We start from the raw sequence: 24,774 nt of genomic DNA on the forward strand, positions 1-24,774 counted from the left end.
ACAAGCCCCTCAAAGGGAAAAAAACGCCCCAAATTGCCTCAAAAAAGCCCTGCAGGTGCTTTTTTAGGGCAAAAAAGGCCCTGCTTGACTTCGGCATGCCGTTCGGGTTGACTGGCTTTCGAAGAGATCAATGATTGATATTTTTAACAACAAAGGTGTTGCATCATGTCGGTACCCCCGCGTGCCGTTCAGCTTAACGAAGCGAACGCGTTCCTTAAGGAACATCCTGAGGTTCTGTACGTTGACCTTCTGATTGCGGATATGAATGGTGTGGTGCGCGGCAAGCGCATCGAACGCACCAGCCTCCACAAGGTTTACGAGAAAGGCATCAACCTGCCGGCCTCTCTATTTGCCCTGGATATCAATGGCTCGACGGTGGAAAGCACCGGCCTGGGCCTGGACATCGGCGATGCCGACCGCATCTGCTATCCAATCCCCGGCACTCTGAGCAACGAACCCTGGCAGAAGCGCCCCACCGCGCAACTGCTGATGACCATGCACGAGCTTGAAGGCGATCCGTTCTTCGCCGACCCTCGCGAAGTCCTGCGCCAGGTCGTGACCAAGTTCGATGAACTGGGCCTGACCATCTGCGCGGCATTCGAGCTGGAGTTCTACCTGATCGACCAGGAGAACGTGAACGGCCGTCCACAGCCGCCCCGCTCGCCAATCTCCGGCAAACGCCCGCACTCGACACAGGTCTACCTGATCGATGACCTCGACGAATACGTCGACTGCCTCCAGGACATCCTGGAAGGGGCCAAGGAGCAAGGCATTCCCGCCGACGCCATCGTCAAGGAAAGTGCCCCGGCGCAGTTCGAAGTGAACCTGCACCACGTGGCCGACCCGATCAAGGCTTGTGACTACGCGGTACTGCTCAAGCGGCTGATCAAGAACATCGCCTACGACCATGAAATGGACACCACCTTCATGGCCAAGCCGTATCCAGGCCAGGCGGGCAACGGTCTGCACGTCCATATCTCGATCCTGGACAAAGAAGGCAAGAATATCTTTGCCAGCGAGGATCCCGAGCAGAACGCCGCGCTGCGTCACGCGATCGGCGGTGTGCTCGAGACCCTGCCCGCGCAGATGGCGTTCCTCTGCCCGAACGTCAACTCCTACCGTCGTTTCGGCGCACAGTTCTACGTGCCGAACTCGCCGACCTGGGGCCTGGACAACCGCACCGTGGCCTTGCGCGTACCGACCGGCTCCGCCGATGCCGTACGCCTGGAACACCGTGTCGCCGGCGCCGATGCCAACCCGTACCTGTTGATGGCGGCGGTCCTGGCGGGCGTGCACCATGGCCTGACCAACAAGATCGAGCCCGGCGCGCCGGTCGAAGGCAACAGCTACGAGCAGAACGAGCAAAGCCTGCCGAACAACTTGCGCGATGCCCTGCGCGAACTGGACGACAGCGAAGTCATGGCCAAGTACATCGATCCCAAGTACATCGATATCTTCGTGGCCTGCAAGGAAAGCGAGCTGGAAGAGTTTGAACACTCCATCTCCGACCTTGAGTACAACTGGTACCTGCATACCGTTTAAGCGGTTGTAGTAGAAAGGAACGCCGCAGGCCGCCAGGGCTGCGGCGTTTTTGTTTTCGTCGTTCCCGTGGCGAGGGAGCTTGCTCCCGCTGGGCTGCGTAGCGGCCCCAAGATACTGAAGCGGTAAACCTGCATCGTTGCAGTGGCTGATTTGAGGGCTGCTCCGCACCCCAGCGGGAGCAAGCTCCCTCGCCACAAAAGCTCGTCACCTCACGAGTGCAGGTATGGACCAGCCTCCCGGTCTGCGTACAATGCCCGGCAGCCCCGCAGGAGAGCTTCATGACACGCACCGCCACCCCTCGCAAACCCCGCGCCCGCAGCCAGGCCCGGATCGACTCGATCCTCGATGCCGCCCGCACGCTGCTCGCCGCCGAAGGCGTGGCCAGCCTGTCGATCTACAGCGTCGCCGAGCGCGCCGGGATCCCGCCCTCCTCCGTCTATCACTTCTTCGCCAGCGTCCCGGCCCTGCTCGAAGCCCTGACCGCCGACGTCCATGCAGCCTTTCGTGCCTGCCTACAAACACCGATCGATCATGCAGCGCTGAACCATTGGCACGATCTGTCGCGGCTGGTGGAACAACGGATGCTGGTGATCTACAGCGAGGACGCCGCCGCTCGCCAACTGATCCTGGCCCAGCATGGCCTGACTGAAGTCACCCAGGCCGACCGCCAGCATGACTTGGAACTGAGCGAGCTGATGCACACCGTCTTCGCCCGCCATTTCCAACTGCCGCCCTTGCCTGCCGATGTCGACGTGTTCGCCTTGGCCATGGAACTGGGCGACCGCGTCTACGCCCGCTCGGTACACCAGCACGGCCAGATCACCCCGCGCATGGCCGAGGAAGGCATGCGCGTGTTCGATGCGTATCTGGGGCTCTATCTCCCTCCGTTTCTGCCCAAGCGCTCTGATTGAATCGTTCCCACGCAGAGCGTGGGAACGAAAAAACCCCGAAGGGCTCAAGCCATCCGGGGCTGCAGGTCAAGCATCGTTCACAACTTGGCGATAGACACCTCGGTGGATTTGACGAAGGCAATCACTTCGCTGCCAATTGCCAGTTCCAGCTCCTTGACCGAGCGGGTGGTGATGACCGAGGTGACGATGCCCGAGGCGGTCTGCACGTCGATTTCCGACAGCACGTCGCCTTCGACGATTTCCTTGATGGTGCCTTTGAACTGGTTGCGTACGTTGATGGCTTTGATAGTCATGATGTCGTTCCTGTCTGGATGAAGTTATTGCGCCCAACGCAGTTGCGTGGGCAAGGGTGAAACGGGTTCGGGATCCGGCGGTTGGCCGGGCAAGGACAGCACGCGGTTGAGGACTTCGGTTTCCAGGCTCGCCAGGCGATGCGAGCCGCGAGCACGCGGGCGCGGCAAGTCGATGGCCAGGTCGAGGCCGATCTGGCCGTCTTCGATCAGGATCACCCGGTCGGCGATCGCCACCGCTTCGCTGACGTCGTGGGTCACCAACAGCACGGTGAAGCCGTGTTGCTGCCAGAGACGCTCGATCAGTTGCTGCATTTCGATCCGGGTCAGCGCATCGAGCGCACCCAGAGGTTCGTCCAGCAACAGCAGGCGCGGTTGATGAATCAGCGCCCGGGCCAGGGCCACCCGCTGTTTCTGTCCGCCGGACAACGCCGCCGGCCACTCGTGTGCACGATCAGCCAGGCCCACGGCATCCAGCGCCTGCAACGCTTGTGGTCGCCAGTCGCCCTTGAGGCCAAGGCCGACGTTGTCGATGACTTTTTTCCAGGGCAGCAAACGCGCCTCCTGAAACATCAGGCGTGTGTCTTCCCGTGCAGCGCTCAGCGATGCCGAACCGGCCAGCAACTCACCGCCCGACGGCTGATCGAGACCGGCCAGCAAGCGCAGCAAGGTACTTTTGCCGCAGCCGCTGCGGCCGACCACGGCGACGAACTGCCCGGCCGGGATATGCAAGTCGATGTCACGCAACACCTGGCGCGAACCAAAGGTCTTTTGCAGATTGCGCACCGCCAGCGGGATACCTCGCAGCAGGCGCGGCGGTTGTTGGGCGGTCATGCGACACCTCCCTTGTTCACCTGATAGGCCGGATGCCAGCGCAGCCAGACGCGTTCAAGCCCGCGAGCAGCAAGGTCGGCCAGTTTGCCGAGCACGGCGTACAGCAGAATCGCCAGCACCACCACGTCGGTCTGCAGGAATTCCCGGGCATTCATCGCCAGATAACCGATACCGGAGCTGGCCGAGATGGTTTCCGCGACGATCAGCGTCAACCACATGAAACCCAGGGCAAAACGCACGCCCACCAGGATCGAAGGCAAGGCGCCCGGCAGGATCACCTGGCGAAACAGGCTGAAGCCGGATAAACCGTAGCTGCGGGACATCTCCACCAGCGCCGGGTCGACATTGCGAATCCCGTGGTAGGTGTTGAGGTAGATCGGAAACAGCGTGCCCAGCGCCACCAGGAAAATCTTCGCCGACTCGTCGATACCGAACCAGAGGATCACCAGTGGAATCAGCGCCAGGTGAGGCACGTTACGCACCATCTGCACGGAGCTGTCCAGCAGCCGCTCACCCCATTTCGACAGGCCGGTGATAAAACCCAGGGCCAGACCGATGCCGCCGCCAATCAGGAAGCCGACCGCCGCGCGCCAACCGCTGATAGCCAGGTGCGTCCAGATCTCACCGCTGCGCACCAGGTTCACCCCGGCCTCGATCACCGCCACCGGCGCCGGCAGGATCCGCGTGGATAACCAGCCGGCCGATACCGACAATTGCCACACCGCCAACAACAGCAGCGGCACCGCCCACGGCGCGAGATTGTGGATAAGTTTTTTCATGGCCGCCTCAGCTCTGCGAAGCGGCTTTGGGCAGGATATCGTTGGCGACCATTTCACCGAACGGGCTCACATAACCCTGGCTTTTCGGCAGTTCCGGGCGCTCCACATCGAGGTGCGGGAACAACAGTTCCGCCACCCGATAGGACTCTTCCAGGTGTGGATAACCCGAGAAGATGAACGTATCGATACCCAGGTCGGCGTATTCCTTGACCCGCTCAGCCACGGTCGGGCCATCGCCCACCAGCGCCGTCCCGGCACCGCCACGCACCAGGCCGACCCCGGCCCACAGGTTGGGACTGACTTCCAACTTGTCGCGGCGACCGCCGTGCAGCGCGGCCATGCGTTGCTGGCCCACCGAGTCGAAGCGCGCCAGGGACGCCTGGGCACGGGCGATGGTTTCGTCGTCCAGATGGGAGATCAAGCGGTCGGCCGCTTGCCAGGCTTCGCCGTTGGTTTCCCGCACGATCACATGCAGGCGAATGCCAAAACGCACGGTGCGCCCAAGCTTCTCGGCCTTGGCCCGCACCTGGGCGATTTTTTCCGCGACGGCGGCGGGTGGTTCGCCCCAGGTCAGGACCATTTCCACCTGCTCGGCGGCGAGATCCTGGGCGGCTTCCGACGAGCCGCCGAAATACAATGCCGGACGCGGTTGCTGGATCGGCGGATAGAGCAGCTTGGCGCCCTTCACACTGATGTGTTCACCGTCGTAATCAACCGTCTCGCCTTCCAGCACCCGACGCCAGATCCGGGTGAATTCCACCGATGCCTGGTAGCGTTGCTCGTGGTCCAGAAACAGCCCGTCACCGGCCAGCTCGTCCGGATCACCACCCGTCACCAGGTTGAACAGCGCCCGCCCGCCGGACAGCCGATCCAGCGTCGCGGCCTGACGCGCCGCCACCGTCGGGGAAATGATCCCGGGGCGCAGGGCAACCAGGAACTTCAGGCGCTGGGTCACCGGAATCAACGAAGCGGCTACCAGCCAGGAGTCTTCGCAGGAACGCCCGGTAGGAATCAACACCCCGCCAAAACCCAGCCGATCGGCAGCCTGGGCAATCTGTTGCAGGTAACCATGATCGACGGCGCGGGCGCCTTCAGCGGTGCCAAGGTAATGGCCGTCGCCGTGGGTGGGCAGGAACCAGAAAATATTGAGGCTCATGGAGTGGTCTCCTAAGGGATCGAATTACTGCGCGTTCGCAACGGCCGCCGGCGGCGTCCAGATCACGTCCTTGATGCTCAAGGGCTTGGGAATCAATTTGAGCTGATAGAAGCTGTCGGCGATTTTCTGCTGCGCCGCGACCACCTCCGGCGTCAGGAACAGAGCCCCATAGCCTTGGCGTTTCACCGACGTCAGGGTGATATCCGCCGACAGGCCGAGCAGCGGCGAGACCTGTCGGGTCACGTCTTCAGGGTTGGCCTTGGACCACTCCCCAACTGCACGCACCTCTTCCACCAACGTCGTGATGACCTGGGGATTTTTTTGCGCGTAAGGTTTGGTCGCCAGATAGAACTGGTGGTTGTCGACGATGCCCTTGCCGTCACGCAGGGTGCGTGCCTGCAACTGTTGTTCGGCGGCTGCCTGGTACGGGTCCCAGATTACCCAGGCGTCCACGCTGCCGCGCTCGAACGCGGCACGGGCATCCGCCGGCGGCAGGAAAACCGTCTGGATGTCGGAATATTTCAGGCCGGCATCTTCCAGCGCGCGTACCAGCAGGTAGTGAACGTTAGAGCCTTTGTTCAGCGCGACTTTCTTGCCCTTGAGCTCCTGCACCGACTGGATCGACGAGCCCTTGGGCACCAGGATAGCCTCGCTGTTCGGCGCCGGTGGCTCGTAGGCGACATAAAGCAAATCCGCGCCTGCCGCTTGGGCAAACACCGGCGGGGTTTCGCCAGTCACGCCAAAATCGATCGAGCCTACGTTCAGGCCTTCCAGCAGCTGCGGGCCGCCGGGAAATTCGGTCCATTGCACGTCGACGCCTTGGGCGGCGAGGCGTTTTTCCAAGGTGCCCTTGGCCTTGAGCAGAACCAGCGTGCCGTACTTCTGATAGCCGATCCGCAAGGTTTCGGCCTGAGCCTGGGTGATGGCGCCGAAGGACACAGCCGCAGCAAACAGAGCGACCAGCCCGCGACGCAAAATGACAGTGCGCATGGCGCCTCTCCTTTTTGCTGTGGGGTTTTGGCTGCACCTGCTTGGCCGTTGACGGCTGAGTAAGGTGGAGTTGAATCAGCGATGTAACGAGTCAGATGCTCCAGCGAGCACTCAACAGACGTTCGTTCAATACGCTGGGATCCAGCGGCTTGGGCCGCCGGGCCATGGCGCTGTAGAACTGTCCAAGCGCCTCGTCCAGACGCTGCTGCAGGGCCGGCGCCAATTGCGCCTGGGCGCTGCCTTCGCCGTAAGCGATCTGGTTGTCCTCGGCGAAAATCCCATGCAGCATTTCCTGGGCCTTGAGCGCCGACAACACCGGCTTCAGGGCGTAGTCCACCGCCAGCATGTGGGCGATGCTGCCGCCTGTCGCCATGGGCAACACTACCTTATGGGCCAGCGCGCGTTCGGGCAGCAGGTCCAGTACCGTTTTCAACGCGCCGGAGAAAGACGCCTTGTAGACAGGCGTAGCGATCACCAGGCCGTCGGCGTTTTCGATCTGGGCCAGCAGGTCCAGTACCTTGGGGCTATCGAAGCGGGCATGGAGCAGATCCTCGGCGGGAAAATCACGCACCTGATAGCTCACCACTTCCACACCTTGCTGCTGCAACCAATGTTGCGAGCGCTCCAGCAGCACTCCTGATCGGGAGCGCTGGCTGGGACTGCCGCCGAGCGAGACAACCAACATGCCAACCATTCCTTGAATTCACGTGCGATTCGCGGTGGGCGATCTCGCTGTATGGAGCAAACCATAACAGGGCATTCATATATCTTTAAATCATATTTGTTCATTTGGTTATGCATTTTAGAGATATACGGTCAGCTTTCCTTGAGGCAATAAAAAAAGGCCGTCGAAACGGCCAAAACCCTTGATGCACAGAAGATCAACTGTGGGAGCGAGCCTGCTCGCGATAGCGGTGTGTCACTCGACCTCAATACTGGCTAATCGACCGCCTTCGCGAGCAGGCTCGCCCACAGGTTCTGGTTCTGGTTTTGCCTCAGCGATTGGGCTGCGGAGTCAGGCGCAGGTATGGTTTGACGGCGCGATAGCCTTTGGGAAAGCGCTGCTTGAGTTCCTCCTCATCCTTGAGCGACGGCACGATCACCACTTCATCGCCATCCTGCCAGTTGGCCGGCGTGGCGACCTTGTAGTTGTCGGTCAGCTGCAAGGAATCGATCACCCGCAGGATTTCATTGAAGTTGCGTCCGGTGCTCGCCGGGTAGGTGATGGTCAGGCGGATCTTCTTGTTCGGGTCAATCACGAACAGGGAACGCACGGTCAACGTGTCGCTGGCGTTGGGGTGGATCAGGTCGTAGAGGTCGGACACCTTGCGGTCGGCGTCGGCCAGGATCGGAAAATTGACCACGGCATTCTGGGTTTCGTTGATGTCCTCGATCCACTTGTGATGCGAGTCCACCGGGTCTACCGAAAGGGCAATGGCCTTGACGCCGCGCTTGGCGAATTCATCCTTGAGCTTGGCGGTAAGGCCCAGCTCGGTGGTGCACACCGGGGTGAAATCCGCTGGATGGGAGAACAACACACCCCAGCTATCACCGAGCCATTCATGGAAGCGAATCTTGCCGGCGCTGGAATCCTGTTCGAAATCGGGGGCGACGTCGCCGAGTCTGAGGCTCATGGTGCAGCTCCTGGTTGAGTAGTTGTGGCCCAACTGTGCACCGCTTTTCATTGCTTGAAAAAGAATGAATACCCATTTGGCTAGATCTTGATGGAATATAAAAAATTGTTCATTGGCGCCTTGGCGTATATCGGACCAAGATCATTGTCGAGGTTTCGAGAAGGCCTCGAGTTGCTGGAAAGAGGAGAAGGTTCGGGGAAGGCTACAGGGGTGGGCCGGACCCGAAACGCAAAAGCCCCGCCCGGCGTGCTGCCGGGCGGGGCTTTTTTTTTCTGCATCTGCACTCCGCAAATTATTGCGGCGATTTCAGGATGAGCGGCTAGGATAGGCAGCATGAACACTCAAGCCTTGCTGACTCATCTGCATCACCATCTCCCTGGGCTGCTGGCGGTTTACCTGTTCGGTAGCCATGCACAGGGCACCGCGGGACCTGACAGCGACGTCGATCTGGCGGTGCTCGTGTCCGGCGAGGTCGACCCTGTTTCGCTGTGGCAGCTCTCAGGAGAGTTGGCGGATATCGCTGGCACTCCGGTGGACCTGATCGATCTACGCGCGGCAACGACCGTCATGCAATACCAGATCGTGACCCGAGGCCAGCGGCTCTGGGCCAGAGACGTACAGGCGGGTTTGTATGAATGTTTCATTCTCAGCGAAAAAACCGCTCTGGATGAGGCTCGGGCAGGTTTGCTCAAGGATATTCAGGAAGAAGGCAGCGTGTATGGCCGATGATGTTTTGATCAACAAGGCAGCAAGTATCGAGCGTTGCGTCGCCAGGGTGCGGGAAGAATACGAGAAAGATCCCGCTACGTTTGCCACCGATTTCACTCGCCAGGACTCGGCAGTCCTGAACATCCAACGGGCGTGTGAAGCGGCACTGGACATGGGACAGCACTTGATTCGACGTGAGCGGCTGGGTGTTCCGCAAAGTGCTCGCGATACATTCGAGCTGCTTTTGCAAGGTGGCTGGCTGGAGGAAGGCCTGGTGAAAAACCTGAAGAACATGGTGGGCTTCAGGAACATCGCCGTGCATGACTATCAAGCCCTGCAACTGCCGATCATGATCGCAATCATTACCGGGCACTTGGACGATTTCCTCGGGTTCAGCGCGTACATCTTGCGCAAGGACGCGACGCAGTCCAAGGGATAAAGACTCTATCCGTCTCGCTGAGCCAAAAACGCAAAAGCCCCGCCCGGCGTGCTGCCGGGCGGGGCTTTTTTACTTCGCTACGTCTTACATGAAGTTGTAAGTGTAGTTGAAGATCAGGCGGGTCTGATCCTGGTCGGCGATACCGGTGCTGCTGCCACGGTAGGAGCCATGACGCAGGGTAGTGCCGAAGCCCTTGAGCGGGCCTTGCTGGACGACGTAGTCCAGGCGCATGTCGCGTTCCCACTCGGAAGTTTCGCTTCCGCCGGTAGCAGACTTGATGTCGTCACCGTGCAGGTAGGCAATCGCTGCCTTCAGGCCAGGGACGCCCAGGCCGGTAAAGTCGTACGAGTACTGACCAAAGGTGGTGTTCTCACCCGCACGGACGAACTGATGGATCATGCTGTCGGTGAACAGGTAGAAGCTCGAGCCACCGGCGCCTTCGTTGCGGCCGCTGTCATTGAGCAGGTTGCCCTGGTTCATGTAGACGAAGCCACCATCGTCGCCAACTTGCTGGTGACCCAACAGGAACGCGCTGCCACCCAGGGTGTAGGTGAACATGGCGCTCCAGGTCTTGTTATCGACCTCGCCCGGGTTCTTGGCATAACCGCCGTTGTTGTTGAAGCGATAGCCTGGGTCGCCGTTACGGCCATCCGAGCTGCTGTCGAAGTAACGCAGGTCAGTCTTGAACGACTGGCCTTCGCTGATCGGGAAAACGTGTACCGCACCCAGGAAGTGCTGCTTGTAGTAATCCTGCAGGTTGGCGTAGTAGTACTGCAGGGTCAGGTCTTTGGTGACTTTCCAGTCAGCACCGGCGTAACGGAACTGGTTGCTGTCCTCGGTACCACCTGCCACTGCCAAGCCCGTGCTGTTGGTACCGGCACGGCCTACGGCGCGCTCCAGTTGACCGGCGTTGAACGTCACGTTGTCCAGGTCCTTGGAGGTGATAGTGCCACCTTCGAAGGTTTGCGGCAGCAGACGGCCATCGTTGGCGACCAGGATCGGCAGGTTCGGCTGCAGAGCACCACCCAGGTGGGCCTCGGTCTTGGAGAAAAGCGCCTTTACGTTGGCCGACCCACGGCTCCAGCTGTGCTCCGCGGACCCGTCGGAGTCACTTGGCGAGAAGGAGTTATTGGCGTCTGGACGCTGACCTTTACCACCATCAAGGTGAAGACCAACCATCGCCTGGGCGTCGATACCAAAACCAACGACACCTTGAGTGAAGCCGGACTTGTAGTCGAACTTCAGGCCGGTCGCCGCTTCACGCTGGTCTTCAGCGCCTTCACGGTTGTCGTTGTCAAAGTACATGGTGCGAGAACTGACGGACGCCTTGCTGTCCTCGATGAAACCGGCGGCGCCTGCCTGCTGCGCCATTACCCCAACGGCCACAGCCAGGGCCAAGGTGGACTTCTTCATGTATCGCTCCTCTCGTTTTCTAATTCTTGTGTGTCTTTGGTTCCGGTTCGAACGCCCGGAATCCGCGGATGCGCGATTAGCGCCAGACCGTGACTGGCAAGTCAACCGTAACCCTTTCGGACTACGACCATGGTCTAACCCCGCGACACCGGCCGGAAGAATAAAGGATTCTTTATAAATCCAAAAAGAATTGTTTCACCAGTTTTCAGCTCGTTTCGACATATGCTTGCCATCAAAGCGTCATCAAGCCCTGACTCGGCTTATCGGCGACGCCGTGGATTCCTGAATGGTGTTTCGTCGGGCCTCGCGCGCGACATGCCAATGCGTGCGCATGCCGCGATCTTGAGGCTCTCCAGACTAGTCGCTGATGGTCTGAAATCAAGAAAGTCGCGGCAGCGTGATGGGATAGGCGGGTTGTTTACAGCGATTTTTCGAAGATTTTCGAATTACGCTGATAGTTGTACAACGAAGCCCGCGCCGCCGGCAGGCGGTCGACACTGCTGGGCTCGAAGCCGCGCTCGCGGAACCAGTGTGCGGTCCGGGTCGTCAGCACGAACAGGGTCTTGAGCCCTTGGGCGCGGGCCCGGGTTTCGATCCGCTCCAGCAACTCATCGCCCCGGCCACCGTGGCGGTATTCCGGATTCACGGCCAGGCAGGCGAGTTCCCCGGCATCCGAATCGGCGATCTGGTACAGCGCCGCGCACGCGATGATCATGCCTTCGCGCTCGACCACGCTGAACTGCTCGATCTCGCGCTCCAGCACCTCGCGGGAACGCCGTACCAGAATGCCCTGCTCCTCCAGAGGACTGATCAGGTCCAGCAAGCCGCCGACATCCTCGATGGCGGCTTCGCGCACCACCTCGAATTGCTCCTGGGCCACGAGCGTGCCGCTGCCATCGCGGGTAAACAGTTCGGCCAGCAGCGCACCGTCCTCGGCATAGCTGACGATGTGGCTGCGCGCCACGCCGCCCCGGCAGGCCTGCGCCGCCGCATCGAGCAGCTCGGCCTGGTAGTCACTGCCCAGGCGTTGCATATGAGCCGGGACCTGTTGCGGACGCAGCTCGCGAACCAGCCGCCCATCCTCGCCGATCAGGCCCTGCTCGGCGCCGAACAACAGGAGTTTGTCGGCGGCCAGATCGATGGCCGCCCGGGTCGCAACGTCTTCACACGCCAGGTTGAAAATTTCCCCGGTCGGTGAATAGCCCAACGGCGACAGCAGAACGATCGAGCGCTCATCCAACAGCCGGTTGATGCCCTTGCGGTCGACCCGACGCACCTCCCCGGTGTGGTGATAATCCACGCCTTCGAGCACACCGATCGGCCGCGCGGTAACCAGGTTGCCGCTGGCCACGCGCAACCGCGAGCCTTGCATCGGCGAAGAAGCCATGTCCATCGACAGGCGCGCCTCGATGGCAATGCGCAACTGGCCGACCGCGTCGATCACGCATTCCAGCGTCGCGGCATCGGTGATGCGCATGCCATGGTGGTAGTGCGGCGTCAGGCCGCGGGCAGCGAGGCGGGTCTCGATTTGCGGACGCGAACCGTGCACCAGCACCAGCCGCACGCCGAGGCTGTGCAGCAACACCAGGTCATGGACGATGTTGCCGAAGTTGGGGTGCTCCACCCCGTCGCCAGGCAGCATGACGATGAAGGTGCAATCGCGGTGGGCGTTGATATAGGGCGAAGCGTGACGAAGCCAATTGACGTATTCGGGCATGAACCTGGGCCTGTAATAAATAACAGCCTAAAAAAGACGAAGCGGAACGCACAGCGGGCTGGTGGTTATCGTCGGAACAGGCTTGGCGACACGCGCGCTCTCCTCATGAATACGGGTCCGCAAGCGGACAATTTAACCGGCGCTGGCCGGTGTCAGGCAGTAATGGCCGATCAACTGCCGCAACAGCTGCACGGTAGGCTGCAAACGTGACATTTCAAGGTATTCGCCAGGCTGGTGAGCGCAGGCGATATCGCCAGGCCCCAATACCAGGGTTTCGCAACCGAGGCGCTGAAGATAAGGCGCTTCGGTGCCGAACGCCACTGCTTCGGCACGATGCCCGGTGAGCCGTTCGGCCACCCGCACCAGCTCGGCGTCCTCGGCCTGCTCGAACGGGGGCGCTTCGGGGAATAGCGGTGCGTAGTCGATCTTCACCTGGTGGCGTTCGGCGATGGGGTCGAGCTTCTGCCGGATCGCCGCCCGCAGCACCTCTGGATCCATGCCCGGCAGTGGGCGCAGGTCGAACTCCATGGAGCATTGGCCGCAGATCCGGTTGGGATTGTCGCCGCCATGAATGCAGCCGAAATTGAGGGTCGGCTGCGGCACGGTGAACTGTGGATTGCGGAACTCACGCTGCCATTGCAGGCGCAGGCCACGCAGCTCGCCCATGGCGTCGTGCATCGCTTCGAGCGCGCTGCGGCCCAGGCTCGGGTCGGAGGAATGGCCGCTGCGCCCGAGGATGTCGATACGCTCCATCATCACGCCCTTGTGCATGCGGATCGGCTTCAGCCCCGTCGGTTCGCCTATCACCGCCGCGCGTCCGAGCGGCCGCCCGGCCTCGGCCAGGGCACGGGCGCCCGCCATGGAGCTTTCTTCATCGCAGGTGGCGAGGATCAGCAACGGCTGCTTGAACGGCTGGTCCAGCAACGGCCGCACCGCTTCGATGGCCAGGGCGAAAAAACCTTTCATGTCACAACTGCCCAGGCCCACCCAGCGCCCGTCGACCTCGGTGAGCTTGAGCGGGTCGGTCTGCCACAACGCGCCATCGAACGGCACCGTGTCGCTGTGCCCGGCCAGCACCAGCCCGCCGGGCCCCGTGCCGAAGCTGGCGAGAAGGTTGAACTTGCCGGGGCTGACCTGCTGGATATCACAGGAGAATCCCAGTTCCGACAGCCAGCCTGCCAGCAGCTCGATCACGGCGCTGTTGGACTGGTCCAGCTTGGGCTGGGTACAACTGACCGAAGGCGCGGCGATCAGGGCAGCGAACTGATCTTTCATGGACGGCAAAGGCATCGCTGGCTCCCGGGCTTACAAATTGGGGGTCCATCATAGAACCATCGAGAGCAAGGATGGAACCGTTCGGCGCGGAGGACCGACGAGTCCTGTACACTGCACGACCCTGGCAGCCACATCTTCCCCCGGCTGCGCACCCGATTCCTGGATTTTCCGGCCATGCAGAAAGAAACCGAAATCAAACTCCGCGTCAGCCGCGAGACCCTGGCAGCCTTGCGCGAGCATCCGCTGTTGAAAAAACGCAACAAGAGTGGCTGGGAACGCCACGAATTGATGAACCAGTACTTCGACACGCCGGAACGTGACCTCGCCCGGGCCAAGGTCGCCCTGCGCCTGCGTCGCGATGGCGAAGAAGTCATCCAGACCCTCAAGACCCGCGGCCAGAGCGTTGCCGGCCTGTCCGAGCGCAACGAATACGACTGGCACCTGCCCAAGGCCAAGCTTGACCTGAAGAAGCTCGAAGGCGAATGCTGGCCCGAGGCACTGGCGGACCTGGACAAAAAAACCCTCAAGGCAATCTTCACCACCGATTTCGTCCGCGAGCGCGCCGAAATTGCCTGGGGCCGTGGCAAAAGCAAGGTGGTCATCGAGGCCGCCCTGGACCTGGGCCACGTGGTGGTCGGCAAGCAGAAGGAAGAAATCTGCGAGCTGGAACTGGAACTGCGCGAAGGCGAACCCGCCGCCCTTCTGGAACTGGCCGCCGAACTGGCCGCGACCCTGCCCTTGATGCCTTGCGACATCAGCAAGGCTGAACGTGGCTATCGCCTGCATGATGCGAGCAGTTACGCCCTGAGCCTGCCGGCTCCGCAACTGACGGCCGAAACGCCGCTGGACGATGCTTTTGGCGCATTGAGCTGGCATTTGCTGGGCAGCAGCCAGCGCCTGGCCGAACAATATCGTTTCAACGGCCACTGGCGCCTGCTGCAGGACTGGGTGGAAAACCTCGCCGAACTGCGCGCATTGCTCAGCAGCCTCGGCCAGGCCGCGCCGCGTCAATCGACCCATGATCTGCGCGTCGCCCTGGATGCGCTGCTGGAAGACTGGCGTCCCCTGGTCCAGGCCGGCCTCGACGACGAAGACGTGCGCAAGGCGGCGCCGGAGCAATTCCTCGAAGAGCTGCAGGACCCGCGCTGGGGCCTCTTCTCTCTTGAAGCTTCGCGTTGGTTGCTGGCCCGCAGCTGGACCGCCGACCGCAACACCCGCGGCAATCGCCAGGGCGCGGCGCAACTGGGCAGCTGGCTGCCGCGCCTGCTCAGCGAAGAAGCTTCGTCGCTGCAACTGCAACGCTACCAGCAACAGCCGGAAGACCTGGCCGAGCAACTGCCGCGCATCGAACGTATCCAGGCCTGGCTGCATCATGCCCGCCAGGTGCTGGAAATTCCTGAGATGGACCGGCTTTACGGCGAATTGAACAAGCTGGCGCAATTGGCCAACGAACCGATCACCGACGAGCTCCTGGATGCGCGCAAGCAACAGGCGATTGCGGTTTACCAGAATCGGGCCTGGAAGACTTTGCTGCGCCTGTAAGATCGCCATCGCGAGCAAGCTCGCTCCCACAGGGTGGACTGCACCCCAAAAGTTGGACACCAACCTGACTTTTGGCGGTGTTTCCATGGGCAAATTTTCGCTTCAGTTCAAAATTACGGCGATTGAGGCTTATATCAATGGCAATGAAGGCTTTCGAAAGGTAGCTCACCGCTACTTGATCGACTGCAGCCTGCTTCGGCGCTGGGTCGCCACCTATCAGGCTCGAGGCAGTGCTGGGCTGCAATCGCATGGTCACCATTACAGCGCGGCCTTTAAACGCTCAGTCATCCAATGCATGCAAAAAGAGCGGCTCTCACATCGGGAAGTCGCCGCGCGGTTCGGGCTCGGTCAGTCCTCGCAGGTGGGCATTTGGGAGCGGCAGTACTACAGTGGCAGTCTTCCTGCCCTGATCGTACCCAAGAGAAAAAAGGCTGTTGTCATGCCCAAAAAAACGCCTGTCCCTGATCACTCCCAACCCGTGGACGACGATTCGAAGAGCCGAGAGCAACTGAAGGCCGAACTCGAATACCTACGTATGGAGAACGCTTACCTAAAAAAGCTCGAAGAGGTAAGGGAGGCTTCGAAGAGGAGTCGCCCCGGGAAAAAACCATCTCCGTAATGGCGTTGAGATCCAGGTTTCCTCTGGACAGTCTGCTGAAGTTAGCCAACCTGGCCCGCAGCACGTTCTATTACCAGGTCAGCGCCCTTCAGAAACCTGACAAATATGCCTCGCTGAAAACGAAGATCCGCGACCTCTACGACCAGCACGAAGGGCGATTTGGCTATCGCCGCATCGCTTTGGCACTTCAAAAGAAAGAGTCGGTCAGTGAAAAAATGATTCAGCGCCTGATGGACCGCATGGGCCTTAAATCCTTGGTGCGCCCAAAAAAGTATCGATCTTATAGAGGGCAAGTTGGAACCGTCGCGGCGAATCTTCTGGAGCGTAATTTCGTCGCGCAACGGCCCAATCAGAAATGGGTAACGGACGTCACCGAATTCAAAGTCGGATCAAAGAAGCTCTATTTATCGCCGGTAATGGATTTGTACAACGGCGAGATCATCGCCTATGAAACCGCCCCGCGCCCATGCTTTGCCTTGGTGACCGGAATGCTGGAAAAGGCCTTCGAGCGCCTGCAAGGGCCGTCTCATCTGCTGCTGCACTCTGACCAGGGCTGGCAGTATCAGCAACCTCGCTATCAGCATGCACTGAAGCAACGCGGCATAAAGCAGAGCATGTCACGTAAGGGAAATTGCCTCGACAACGCGGCGATGGAGAGTTTTTTTGGCACCCTGAAATCCGAGTTTTTCTACCTAAAACGCTTTGAAAATCTGGAAGAGCTGAATGTAGGGCTGGACGAGTACATCAGTTATTACAATCATGAGCGGATCAAATCGAAGCTCGGTGGACTGAGCCCTGTGGAATACAGGACTCAATCCGTGGGCATGTGGCAGTAGACCGTCCAACATTTTGGGGTCAGTCCAGGGTCCAGCGTTGCACACAGATTTTGTGGCCGCTGAAGATCAACTGTGGGAGCGAGCTTGCTCGCGATGAGGCCAGCCCAAACATCGCAAAAACAAGCTCAGCGCACCACCGGCAAACTCGTCGTCGACTTGATCTCCGACAGCGCCACGATCGAGTTCACCTCCTGAATCCCCGGCACCATCGACAGCTTTTCGAAAAAGAATCGCTCATACGCCTCGATGTCCGCCGTGACGATGCGCAGCAGAAAATCCACCGACCCCATCAGCACGTAGCACTCCAGCACCTCGGGAAACCCGCGGATCGCCTCGGTGAACTCGGTGAAATTCGAGCGACCGTGGGCGTTGAGCTTGATTTCGGCGAAGATCTGCGTGTTCAGGCCGATTTTCTTGCGGTCCAGCAGCGTCACCTGTCCCCGAATGATCCCCTCCTCCTTCATCCGCTGAATCCGACGCCAACAGGGCGACTGGGACAAGCCAACCTGCTCGGCGATCTGCGCGCTGGACAGCGAAGCATCCTCTTGCAGCAACGCCAGTATCCTGCGGTCGAAGCTATCCAGCTCATTGTGCATAAATAAACCTGTAGTTTTCCGATATGCGAATCAGTTTATTCAACATAGGTTCGAAATAGCTCATCTTAGGTAAGAAATACCCTCCGGCGCATGTAAATATTTCTCCCGACCTCCAGGAGACCGAACATGCACTCACTCGCAACCGTATCCACCGCCCCGACCCGCGCCGACGCCTGGCACGCCGCCAACGCCCATTGCCGCGTGCATTATCAGATGCAGGCCGAAGCCGAGCCGGACGTGCTGTGTCGAGCATTGAATCTGTTCGCCTTGCAGGGCCTGACGCCACAGCAGGTCCACGTCGAGCGTCAAGACGATCTGCTGACGCTGGACATTGTCCTGGATGGGCTGAGCTGGCACCGTGCCCAGGTCATTGCTGAAAAATTACGTAACCTGATCAGCATGTGCTCTGTGGACCTGCAGGACGCAGATATCACGCGGGCCGGACGGGTTCTGGCGGCCGGTTGAGGGGGGCGCAGGCAAGAATTGGAAACGCATTGGTCGGGTAGTGGCCCAACGGTCCATAAGGTCGGGACTATTCTTTTGCACAACAAGCCGGGACGCCGAAGCGTCTGCATCGCGGCTTTGCTGCAACTGTCCAATAGGAACCCGAACGCCCATGTCCACCAAACACGCCACTCAGGATCGCTGGCTGGACCTTAACGATCTGCTCCGCCAACTGGTCGCCCAGGGCCTCATCAGCCAGGATTCAGCCGAAACCGCGCTCAACGCTCGGCGCCGGCATAACGCCAACAGCCAGTTGCACCCGCTGGAGTTCATCGCCAACCAGCACCTGGACGACCTCAGCCGACCCGGCAAGCGCCTGGACCTTGAGAACCTGACGCTGTGGCTGGCCCAGCAGGCCGACCAGCCCTACATGCGCATCGACCCGTTGAAGATCAACGTGGCGGCCGTTACGCCGCTGATGTCCTATGCCTTTGCGCAACGTCACAAGATTCTCGCAGTGGCGGTTGACCGTGACGCCGTCACCGTCGCCAGTGCCCAGCCTTACGTCAGCAGTTGGGAAGCCGACCTGACCCACGTGCTCAAGCTGCCGGTCAGGCGGGTGGTCGCCAACCCGGTGGATATCCAGCGCCTGAGCGTGGAATTCTATCGCCTGGCCAAATCCGTCAGCGGCGCTACCACCGTCGATCAGCAACCGAGCAACCTGACCAACTTCGAACAACTGCTCAACCTCGGCGCCAGCGACCAGGAGCCGGACGCCAACGACGCCCATATCGTCAACATTGTCGATTGGCTGTTCCAGTACGCCTTCCAGCAGCGGGCCAGCGATATCCACATCGAACCGCGCCGGGAGCAGGGCACCGTACGCTTTCGCATCGACGGGGTGCTGCACACCGTCTATCAGTTCCCGCCGCAGGTGACGATGGCGATCATCAGTCGCCTGAAAAGCCTGGGGCGCATGAACGTCGCGGAAAAGCGCAAGCCCCAGGATGGTCGCGTCAAAACCAAGACTCCCGACGGCAACGAAGTGGAATTGCGCTTGTCGACCTTGCCGACCGCGTTCGGCGAAAAAATGGTGATGCGGATCTTCGATCCGGAAGTATTGCTCAAGGATTTCGACCAGCTGGGCTTCTCCGCCGACGACCTGCGTCGCTGGCAGGACATGACCCGCCAGCCCAACGGCATCATTCTGGTCACAGGCCCCACCGGGTCCGGCAAGACCACGACGCTCTACACGACGTTGAAAAAACTGGCGACGCCGGAAGTGAACCTCTGCACCATCGAAGATCCGATCGAGATGGTCGAGGCCTCGTTCAACCAGATGCAGGTCCAGCACAACATCGAGCTGTCTTTCGCGGCGGGCGTACGTGCGTTGATGCGGCAGGACCCGGACATCATCATGATCGGCGAGATCCGTGACCTGGAAACCGCCGAAATGGCGATCCAGGCAGCCCTCACCGGACACCTCGTCCTCTCGACCCTGCACACCAACGACGCGCCGAGCGCCATCAGCCGCCTGCTGGAGCTCGGCGTGCCGCATTACCTGATCAAGGCCACAGTGCTCGGGGTCATGGCCCAGCGCCTGGTGCGTACGTTGTGTCCGCATTGCAAGGCGCCCATCACCCTGGATGAAGATGACTGGCAAACCCTGACGAGGCCCTGGCAGGCCCCGCTGCCGACCAACGCCCAGCAGGCTGTCGGCTGCTCGGAATGCCGCGATACCGGCTACCGGGGGCGGGCCGGGGTGTACGAGATCATGCAGTTGAGCGACAGCGTCAAAGGCCTGATCCACCCAGACACCGACCTGCTCGCCGTGCGCCGCCAGGCCTTCAAGGAAGGCATGCGCAGCCTGCGGCTCTCGGGCGCGCAAAAGGTAGCGGCGGGCCTGACCACGGTCGAAGAAGTACTGCGGGTGACGCCACAGAGTGAACAGAAGTAGCGCGTGGCGAGGGCTGACTGCGGGTCATGGAACTGAATCGAGGCTGCGGCAATCCAAAGTCATAGTTAACCCTGTGGAGTCACCTATCATGCGTCTCAAACTTGCTGTCGCGACCCTGGCCTTGCTTTCTCTTCCTGTTGGCTCGGCAATGGCCGACACGTTTTGGCGTAACGTCATCTCATCCGGTGCGACCACCGGTTCTACCTACCTGACCTTCAAGGACAACAAGCTGATCGTCGCCGCCCAGGACGACGCCGGCAGCTTCGTCGCCAGTGACGGCGGCATCCGTGGCCCCTACCTGGAAGCCGCGATGCAGAAAGTCCGTGCCGACAACCCAGGCCTGCAAGCCACCGACATGGAACTGGCCAACGCGATCCTGGCGAAAAACGCCGTCGCCCAGGAATGATGTCCGGCCGATAAAAAATGCCGCTCGATTGAGCGGCATTTTTTTGCCCGACGGACATCTCACAAACCAACGTGGGAGCGAGCCTGCTCGCGAAAGCGGTGTGTCAGCCAACCTCGATGTTGCTGATTTATCGCCTTCGCGAGCAGGCTCGCTCCCACAGGCATCAAGTGTTACTCGCCGATAGCAGCCTTATAGCCGGCAGCATCGAGCAACTTGTCCAACTCGGCCTTGTCGCTTGGCTTGAGCTTGAAGATCCAGGCGCCGTACGGATCGGAGTTCAGCAGCTCCGGCGAGCCGCCCAACTCTTCATTGATCGCAATCACTTCGCCGGCAATGGGGGCGTAGATGTCGGAAGCGGCCTTGACCGACTCCACCACGCCAGCCTGATCACCAGCAGCAAAAACCTTACCGACCTCGGTCAGCTCGACAAACACCACATCGCCCAAAGCTTCCTGCGCATGGTCGCTGATGCCTACGGTGACGGTACCGTCGGCTTCCAGGCGGGCCCACTCGTGGCTTTCGGCAAAACGCAGTTCGGCGGGGATATCACTCATATTCTGTGTCCTCAAGAGAAAGTGTCAGCGGCCGGCGGCCCGCCGCAAAAGGTTAGATCAGGGTTTTGCCATGGCGGACGAAGGTCGGCTTGACCACCCGTACCGGGTACCACTTGCCACGAATTTCCACCTCGGCACGGTCGGCGGTGGCCATCGGAACACGTGCCAGGGCAATCGACTTGCTAAGCGTAGGAGAAAAACTACCACTGGTGATCTCTCCTTCGCCAACATTGGCGATACGGACCACCTGATGAGCGCGTAGAACACCACGCTCCTCAAGTACCAGCCCGACCAGTTTGTGCTGCACGCCAGCCGCCAGTTCGGCTTCCAGCGCCGAGCGGCCGATAAACTGGCGACTCGCAGGTTCCCAGGCGATGCTCCAGGCCATGTTGGAGGCCAGCGGCGAAACATCCTGGTGAATGTCCTGGCCATAGAGGTTCATGCCCGCTTCCAGGCGCAAGGTATCGCGAGCTCCAAGGCCGATGGGAGGAATGCCAGCGCCCACCAGATCGTTGAAAAAGCTCGGGGCTTCATGGGCCGGCAGGACGATTTCCAAACCATCTTCACCGGTGTAGCCGGTACGGGCAATGAACCAGTCACCGTCGGCACGGCCTTCGAAGGGCTTGAGCTGCTGGATCAATTGGCCGCGTGATTGCGTGACCAGTTCGGCAATCTTGTGCCGGGCCTGCGGCCCCTGGATGGCCAGCATCGCCATTTCGGGACGCTCGTGCAGTTGCACATCATATTCACCGAGCTGTGCCTGCATCCAGGCCAGGTCCTGGTCGCGGGTCGAGGCATTGAACACCAGCCGGTAACCCTCCTCGACCCGGTAAATGATCATGTCATCGACAATGCCGCCACGCTCATTGAGCATAGTGCTGTACAGCGCACGGCCGGTGTTCTGGAGGCGATCGACGTCATTGGCCAGCAAGCGCTGCAGCCAGGCCTTGGCCTGGGGGCCGGCAACATCGATCACGGTCATGTGGGACACATCGAACACACCGCAATCGCGGCGCACCTGATGGTGTTCCTCGACCTGCGAGCCGTAGTGCAAAGGCATATCCCAACCGCCAAAATCGACCATCTTCGCGCCAAGGGCGAGATGCAGGTCATACAGAGGCGTACGCTGTCCCATGGGTTTCTCCTTCCGGGCGTGGCGAAGGTGCGGACGGGTACTGCACAGCACGAACGCCTGAAAAAAAGCGCCCTCAGCTACCCGGTCCGACGGACGGACCGCACCGAATGCCGCGCATTGTATCCGCATGCCATGGCACTGGCACCTGGAGCCGCTCTCAATTAATTCAGAACGCGTCGATGAGCCGAGCGCCGTATCAATCCGATGACCGGCAACAGCCCGACCAGCACCAGGGTCAGCGCCGGCAATGCAGCCCGTGCCCACTCCCCCTCGCTGGTCATCTCAAAGACCCGCACTGCCAGCGTGTCCCAGCCGAACGGGCGCATCAGCAGGGTGGCGGGCATTTCCTTGAGCACATCGACAAACACCAGCAACGCCGCGCTCAACGTGCCAGGGAGTAGCAACGGCAGATACACTTTGAAAAACAGTCGTGGCCCACTGACGCCAAGGCTTCGTGCGGCCTCGGGCAATGACGGACGAATCCGCGCCAGGCTGCTTTCCAGCGGACCGTAGGCCACGGCCAGGAAACGTATCAGGTAGGCCAGCAGCAACGCCGACAAACTGCCCAACAGTAACGGTTTGCCCGCCCCGCCGAGCAGGGTCGATAGCGGAATGACCAATTCACGGTCCAGATAACTGAACGCAAGCATGATCGACACCGCCAGCACTGAACCCGGCAAGGCATAACCCAGGTTCGCCAGGCCGACACCGGCGCGGATCGGGCGGGTCGGCGCCAAGCGACGGGCGAACGCCAGCAGCAAGGCCACGCAGACGGTGACCAGGGCCGCCAGGCCGCCCAGATAGAGGGTATGGATGATCAACCCGGCATAACGCTCGTCCAGGTCGAACCGACCGCGCTGCCAGAACCACACCACCAGTTGCAGCACCGGAATGACGAACGCGCAAGCGAAAACCAACAGGCACCAGCTGCTGGCCGCCACCGCCTTGAAACCGTGCAAGTGGTAAAGCGCCTTGACCCGGGGCCGTTCGTTGCTGGCCCGCTGTGCTCCCCGGGCACGGCGCTCACCGTAGAGCACCACCATCACCGCCAGCAGCAACAGGCTGGCCAGTTGGGCGGCGCTGGAAAGACTGAAGAAGCCGTACCAGGTTTTATAGATGGCGGTGGTAAAGGTGTCGAAGTTGAACACCGACACCGCGCCGAAATCCGCCAGGGTTTCCATCAGCGCCAGCGCCACGCCAGCGCCGATCGCCGGTCGGGCCATCGGCAGCGCCACCCGCCAGAACGCCTGCCAGGGCGATTGGCCGAGGACCCGGGCCGCTTCCATCAATCCCTTGCCTTGGGCCAGGAAGGCGCTTCGCGCGAGCAGATAGACATACGGATAGAACACCAGCACCAACACCAGGATAACCCCACCGGTCGAGCGCACCCGGGGCAGGCGCAAGCCGCTGCCGAACCATTCGCGCATCAGGGTCTGCACCGGGCCGGCAAAATCCAGCAGGCCGACGAAAACAAACGCCAGCACGTAGGCGGGAATCGCGAACGGCAACATCAACGCCCAATCGAGCCAGCGCCGACCGGGAAATTCGCAAAGGCTGGTAAGCCACGCCAGACTGACCCCCAACAACGTCACGCCGACACCCACACCCAGGATCAGCGTCAGGGTATTACCCAGCAGGCGCGGCATCTGGGTCTCCCACAAGTGGGACCAGATCTGCGCATCGATGCTCTGCCAGGACAGCAGCAGCACGCTCAACGGCAACAGCACCAGCGCAGCGACGGCGAAGACCAGGGGATACCAACGGCGTTGGGCGGGGTGGGTCAAGGAAAACTCTCGTAAGACAAACGGTCATGTGGCGAGGGAGCTTGCTCCCGCTGGAGGGCGAAGCCCTCCCGGGATATCTGCCAGGACCTATATGCCGGGGCATGATCTGGGGCTTTGGGGCTACTGCGTAGCCCAGCGGGAGCAAGCTCCCTCGCCACGGGTCGTCAATGAGCTGAAAGGGATCGTCTCAGTTCCAGCCGGCACGATCCATCAGGCGAATGGCTTCGGCCTGGCGTTTACCCGCGACTTCCACCGGCAGCGTATCGGCCTTGAACTGGCCCCAGGCGGCGACTTCCTTGGACGGCTGGACTTTCGGGTTGGCCGGGAATTCCTGGTTCACGTCGGCGAAGATGCTTTGCGCTTCAGGCGTGGTCATCCATTCCACCAGTTTTTTCGCGGCGTCCGGGTGCGGCGCGTGCTTGGTCAGGCCGATACCCGAGAGGTTGATGTGCACGCCACGGTCCGCCTGGTTCGGCCAGAACAGCTTGACCTTCAAGTCTGGCTTCTGCTGGTGCAGGCGACCGTAGTAATAGGTGTTGACGATGCCAACGTCGCACTGGCCGGCATTGATCGCCTCAAGCAGCGCGGTGTCGTCGGAGAATACGTCGGTGGACAGGTTCCTGACCCAGCCTTTGAGGATCGCCTCGGTTTTTTCAGCACCATGGGTTTCGATCAGGGTCGCGGTCAGCGACTGGTTGTAGACCTTTTTCGAGGTCCGCAGGCACAAGCGGCCTTCCCATTCCTTGCCGGCCAGCGCTTCGTAAGTAGTCAGCTCACCCGGTTTGACCCGGTCAGTCGAGTAGGCAATGGTCCGCGCACGCAGGCTCAGGCCGGTCCAGGCGTGGGACGACGCACGATACTGAGGGGGAATGTTGGCATCGATTACCGGCGAGGTGAACGGCTGCAGAATGCCCATCTGCTCGGCTTGCCAGAGGTTGCCGGCGTCGACGGTCAGCAGCAGGTCGGCGGTGGCATTTTTGTCTTCGGCCTTGATCCGCTGCATCAGGGGCGCTTCCTTGTCGGTGATGAACTTCACCGTGACGCCGGTCTTCTTGGTGTAGGCATCGAAAACCGGTTTGATCAGCTCATCGATGCGCGACGAATAGACCACCACCTCATCGGCAGCCTGGGCGACGGAAGTGCCGATCAGGGTCAGTGCGAGGGCGGACAGCAGGCGTTTGGTGGCCGACATGGTAGCGGTCTCTCGATTGTG

General features: G+C 60.9%; 24 protein-coding genes. 9 read left to right on the forward strand and 15 right to left on the reverse strand.

Annotated features, from left to right (window positions below; genetic code table 11):
* Window positions 1-165: 165 nt before the first annotated feature.
* Both J3P91_RS26265 and J3P91_RS26270 read left to right on the forward strand, forming a co-directional pair.
* A complete protein-coding gene (locus tag J3P91_RS26265; RefSeq protein ID WP_305498052.1) occupies window positions 166-1,542 on the forward strand; it encodes a glutamine synthetase family protein in 1,377 nt (458 codons plus the stop codon).
* Window positions 1,543-1,820: 278 nt separating this feature from the next.
* Entirely contained in the window at window positions 1,821-2,453 is a 633-nt protein-coding gene (locus tag J3P91_RS26270; protein WP_434571059.1) for a TetR/AcrR family transcriptional regulator, read from the forward strand.
* A 77-nt stretch (window positions 2,454-2,530) separates the two neighbouring features.
* On the opposite strand, the gene J3P91_RS26275 is transcribed toward J3P91_RS26270, so the two are convergent.
* The 7 genes from J3P91_RS26275 to J3P91_RS26305 all read right to left on the reverse strand — a co-directional run bounded on the left by J3P91_RS26275 (window position 2,531) and on the right by J3P91_RS26305 (window position 8,136).
* Window positions 2,531-2,746: a TOBE domain-containing protein gene (locus J3P91_RS26275; RefSeq protein ID WP_003177394.1), complete on the reverse strand. Its 216-nt coding sequence runs from the start codon at window positions 2,744-2,746 to the stop codon at window positions 2,531-2,533.
* Between the two features lie 24 nt (window positions 2,747-2,770).
* Window positions 2,771-3,577, reverse strand: a complete 807-nt coding sequence (ssuB, locus tag J3P91_RS26280) for an aliphatic sulfonates ABC transporter ATP-binding protein (RefSeq protein ID WP_434602181.1) — start codon at window positions 3,575-3,577, stop codon at window positions 2,771-2,773.
* Window positions 3,574-4,356: an aliphatic sulfonate ABC transporter permease SsuC gene (ssuC, locus tag J3P91_RS26285; RefSeq protein WP_434571056.1), complete on the reverse strand. Its 783-nt coding sequence runs from the start codon at window positions 4,354-4,356 to the stop codon at window positions 3,574-3,576. Before ssuC ends, ssuB begins: the two co-directional genes overlap by 4 nt.
* 7 nt (window positions 4,357-4,363) lie before the next feature.
* Window positions 4,364-5,512, reverse strand: coding sequence for an FMNH2-dependent alkanesulfonate monooxygenase (gene ssuD, locus J3P91_RS26290; RefSeq protein WP_434602182.1), 1,149 nt, complete (start codon window positions 5,510-5,512; stop codon window positions 4,364-4,366).
* Window positions 5,513-5,536: 24 nt separating this feature from the next.
* Window positions 5,537-6,502: a sulfonate ABC transporter substrate-binding protein gene (locus tag J3P91_RS26295; protein WP_434602184.1), complete on the reverse strand. Its 966-nt coding sequence runs from the start codon at window positions 6,500-6,502 to the stop codon at window positions 5,537-5,539.
* A 91-nt stretch (window positions 6,503-6,593) separates the two neighbouring features.
* Window positions 6,594-7,187 (reverse strand): NADPH-dependent FMN reductase, encoded by a 594-nt coding sequence (gene ssuE, locus J3P91_RS26300; protein ID WP_434602185.1) that lies wholly within the window; start codon window positions 7,185-7,187, stop codon window positions 6,594-6,596.
* Window positions 7,188-7,497: 310 nt separating this feature from the next.
* Entirely contained in the window at window positions 7,498-8,136 is a 639-nt protein-coding gene (locus J3P91_RS26305; RefSeq protein ID WP_434602186.1) for a peroxiredoxin, read from the reverse strand.
* A gap of 333 nt (window positions 8,137-8,469) precedes the next feature.
* Here J3P91_RS26305 and mntA point away from each other — a divergent pair, with 333 nt between their 5' ends.
* Window positions 8,470-8,865, forward strand: a complete 396-nt coding sequence (gene mntA / locus J3P91_RS26310) for a type VII toxin-antitoxin system MntA family adenylyltransferase antitoxin (protein ID WP_434602187.1) — start codon at window positions 8,470-8,472, stop codon at window positions 8,863-8,865.
* On the forward strand, window positions 8,855-9,283 hold the full coding sequence (gene hepT, locus J3P91_RS26315) for a type VII toxin-antitoxin system HepT family RNase toxin (protein ID WP_305498042.1): 429 nt from the start codon (window positions 8,855-8,857) through the stop codon (window positions 9,281-9,283). The genes mntA and hepT overlap by 11 nt, the downstream gene beginning before the upstream one ends.
* A gap of 84 nt (window positions 9,284-9,367) precedes the next feature.
* On the opposite strand, the gene J3P91_RS26320 is transcribed toward hepT, so the two are convergent.
* From J3P91_RS26320 to argE, 3 genes are all read right to left on the reverse strand, one after another.
* On the reverse strand, window positions 9,368-10,696 hold the full coding sequence (locus J3P91_RS26320) for an OprD family outer membrane porin (protein ID WP_434602188.1): 1,329 nt from the start codon (window positions 10,694-10,696) through the stop codon (window positions 9,368-9,370).
* A gap of 418 nt (window positions 10,697-11,114) precedes the next feature.
* Window positions 11,115-12,413 carry an amino-acid N-acetyltransferase gene (gene argA, locus J3P91_RS26325; RefSeq protein WP_434571047.1) on the reverse strand — a complete coding sequence of 433 codons (1,299 nt, stop codon included), beginning with the start codon at window positions 12,411-12,413 and terminating at the stop codon, window positions 11,115-11,117.
* Between the two features lie 132 nt (window positions 12,414-12,545).
* Window positions 12,546-13,703 carry an acetylornithine deacetylase gene (argE, locus tag J3P91_RS26330; RefSeq protein WP_434602189.1) on the reverse strand — a complete coding sequence of 386 codons (1,158 nt, stop codon included), beginning with the start codon at window positions 13,701-13,703 and terminating at the stop codon, window positions 12,546-12,548.
* A 159-nt stretch (window positions 13,704-13,862) separates the two neighbouring features.
* On the opposite strand from argE, the gene J3P91_RS26335 reads away from it, so the two are divergent.
* Window positions 13,863-15,230 (forward strand): inorganic triphosphatase, encoded by a 1,368-nt coding sequence (locus J3P91_RS26335; RefSeq protein ID WP_434602190.1) that lies wholly within the window; start codon window positions 13,863-13,865, stop codon window positions 15,228-15,230.
* An 85-nt stretch (window positions 15,231-15,315) separates the two neighbouring features.
* Window positions 15,316-16,685, forward strand: a protein-coding gene (locus J3P91_RS26340; protein WP_434605130.1) for an IS3 family transposase whose coding sequence is annotated in 2 segments (ribosomal slippage) — window positions 15,316-15,789 and window positions 15,792-16,685 — 1,368 coding nt in all. Because the reading frame shifts where the segments join, the coding sequence is not laid out codon by codon here.
* Window positions 16,686-16,810: 125 nt separating this feature from the next.
* On the opposite strand, the gene J3P91_RS26345 is transcribed toward J3P91_RS26340, so the two are convergent.
* Window positions 16,811-17,281 carry an Lrp/AsnC family transcriptional regulator gene (locus J3P91_RS26345; protein ID WP_434571043.1) on the reverse strand — a complete coding sequence of 157 codons (471 nt, stop codon included), beginning with the start codon at window positions 17,279-17,281 and terminating at the stop codon, window positions 16,811-16,813.
* 126 nt (window positions 17,282-17,407) lie between these two features.
* Here J3P91_RS26345 and J3P91_RS26350 point away from each other — a divergent pair, with 126 nt between their 5' ends.
* From J3P91_RS26350 to J3P91_RS26360, 3 genes are all read left to right on the forward strand, one after another.
* Window positions 17,408-17,746, forward strand: coding sequence for a hypothetical protein (locus J3P91_RS26350; RefSeq protein ID WP_434602191.1), 339 nt, complete (start codon window positions 17,408-17,410; stop codon window positions 17,744-17,746).
* A gap of 151 nt (window positions 17,747-17,897) precedes the next feature.
* On the forward strand, window positions 17,898-19,682 hold the full coding sequence (locus J3P91_RS26355) for a GspE/PulE family protein (protein WP_305498037.1): 1,785 nt from the start codon (window positions 17,898-17,900) through the stop codon (window positions 19,680-19,682).
* Window positions 19,683-19,767: 85 nt separating this feature from the next.
* The gene (locus J3P91_RS26360) at window positions 19,768-20,088 is read left to right on the forward strand and encodes a DUF2388 domain-containing protein (RefSeq protein ID WP_186707601.1); all 321 of its coding nucleotides are present in this window, start codon (window positions 19,768-19,770) and stop codon (window positions 20,086-20,088) included.
* Between the two features lie 170 nt (window positions 20,089-20,258).
* Here J3P91_RS26360 and gcvH read toward each other — a convergent pair whose 3' ends face one another.
* The 4 genes from gcvH to J3P91_RS26380 form a co-directional block, all read right to left on the reverse strand.
* Window positions 20,259-20,642, reverse strand: a complete 384-nt coding sequence (gene gcvH / locus J3P91_RS26365; protein ID WP_434602192.1) for a glycine cleavage system protein GcvH — start codon at window positions 20,640-20,642, stop codon at window positions 20,259-20,261.
* A 52-nt stretch (window positions 20,643-20,694) separates the two neighbouring features.
* Window positions 20,695-21,777, reverse strand: coding sequence for a glycine cleavage system aminomethyltransferase GcvT (gene gcvT / locus J3P91_RS26370; RefSeq protein WP_434602193.1), 1,083 nt, complete (start codon window positions 21,775-21,777; stop codon window positions 20,695-20,697).
* A gap of 161 nt (window positions 21,778-21,938) precedes the next feature.
* On the reverse strand, window positions 21,939-23,561 hold the full coding sequence (locus tag J3P91_RS26375) for an ABC transporter permease (protein WP_434602194.1): 1,623 nt from the start codon (window positions 23,559-23,561) through the stop codon (window positions 21,939-21,941).
* A 187-nt stretch (window positions 23,562-23,748) separates the two neighbouring features.
* A complete protein-coding gene (locus tag J3P91_RS26380) occupies window positions 23,749-24,753 on the reverse strand; it encodes an extracellular solute-binding protein (protein ID WP_434602195.1) in 1,005 nt (334 codons plus the stop codon).
* Window positions 24,754-24,774: the final 21 nt, after the last annotated feature.

This window comes from Pseudomonas sp. Z4-7, assembly GCF_051131965.1.
GTDB lineage: Bacteria > Pseudomonadota > Gammaproteobacteria > Pseudomonadales > Pseudomonadaceae > Aquipseudomonas.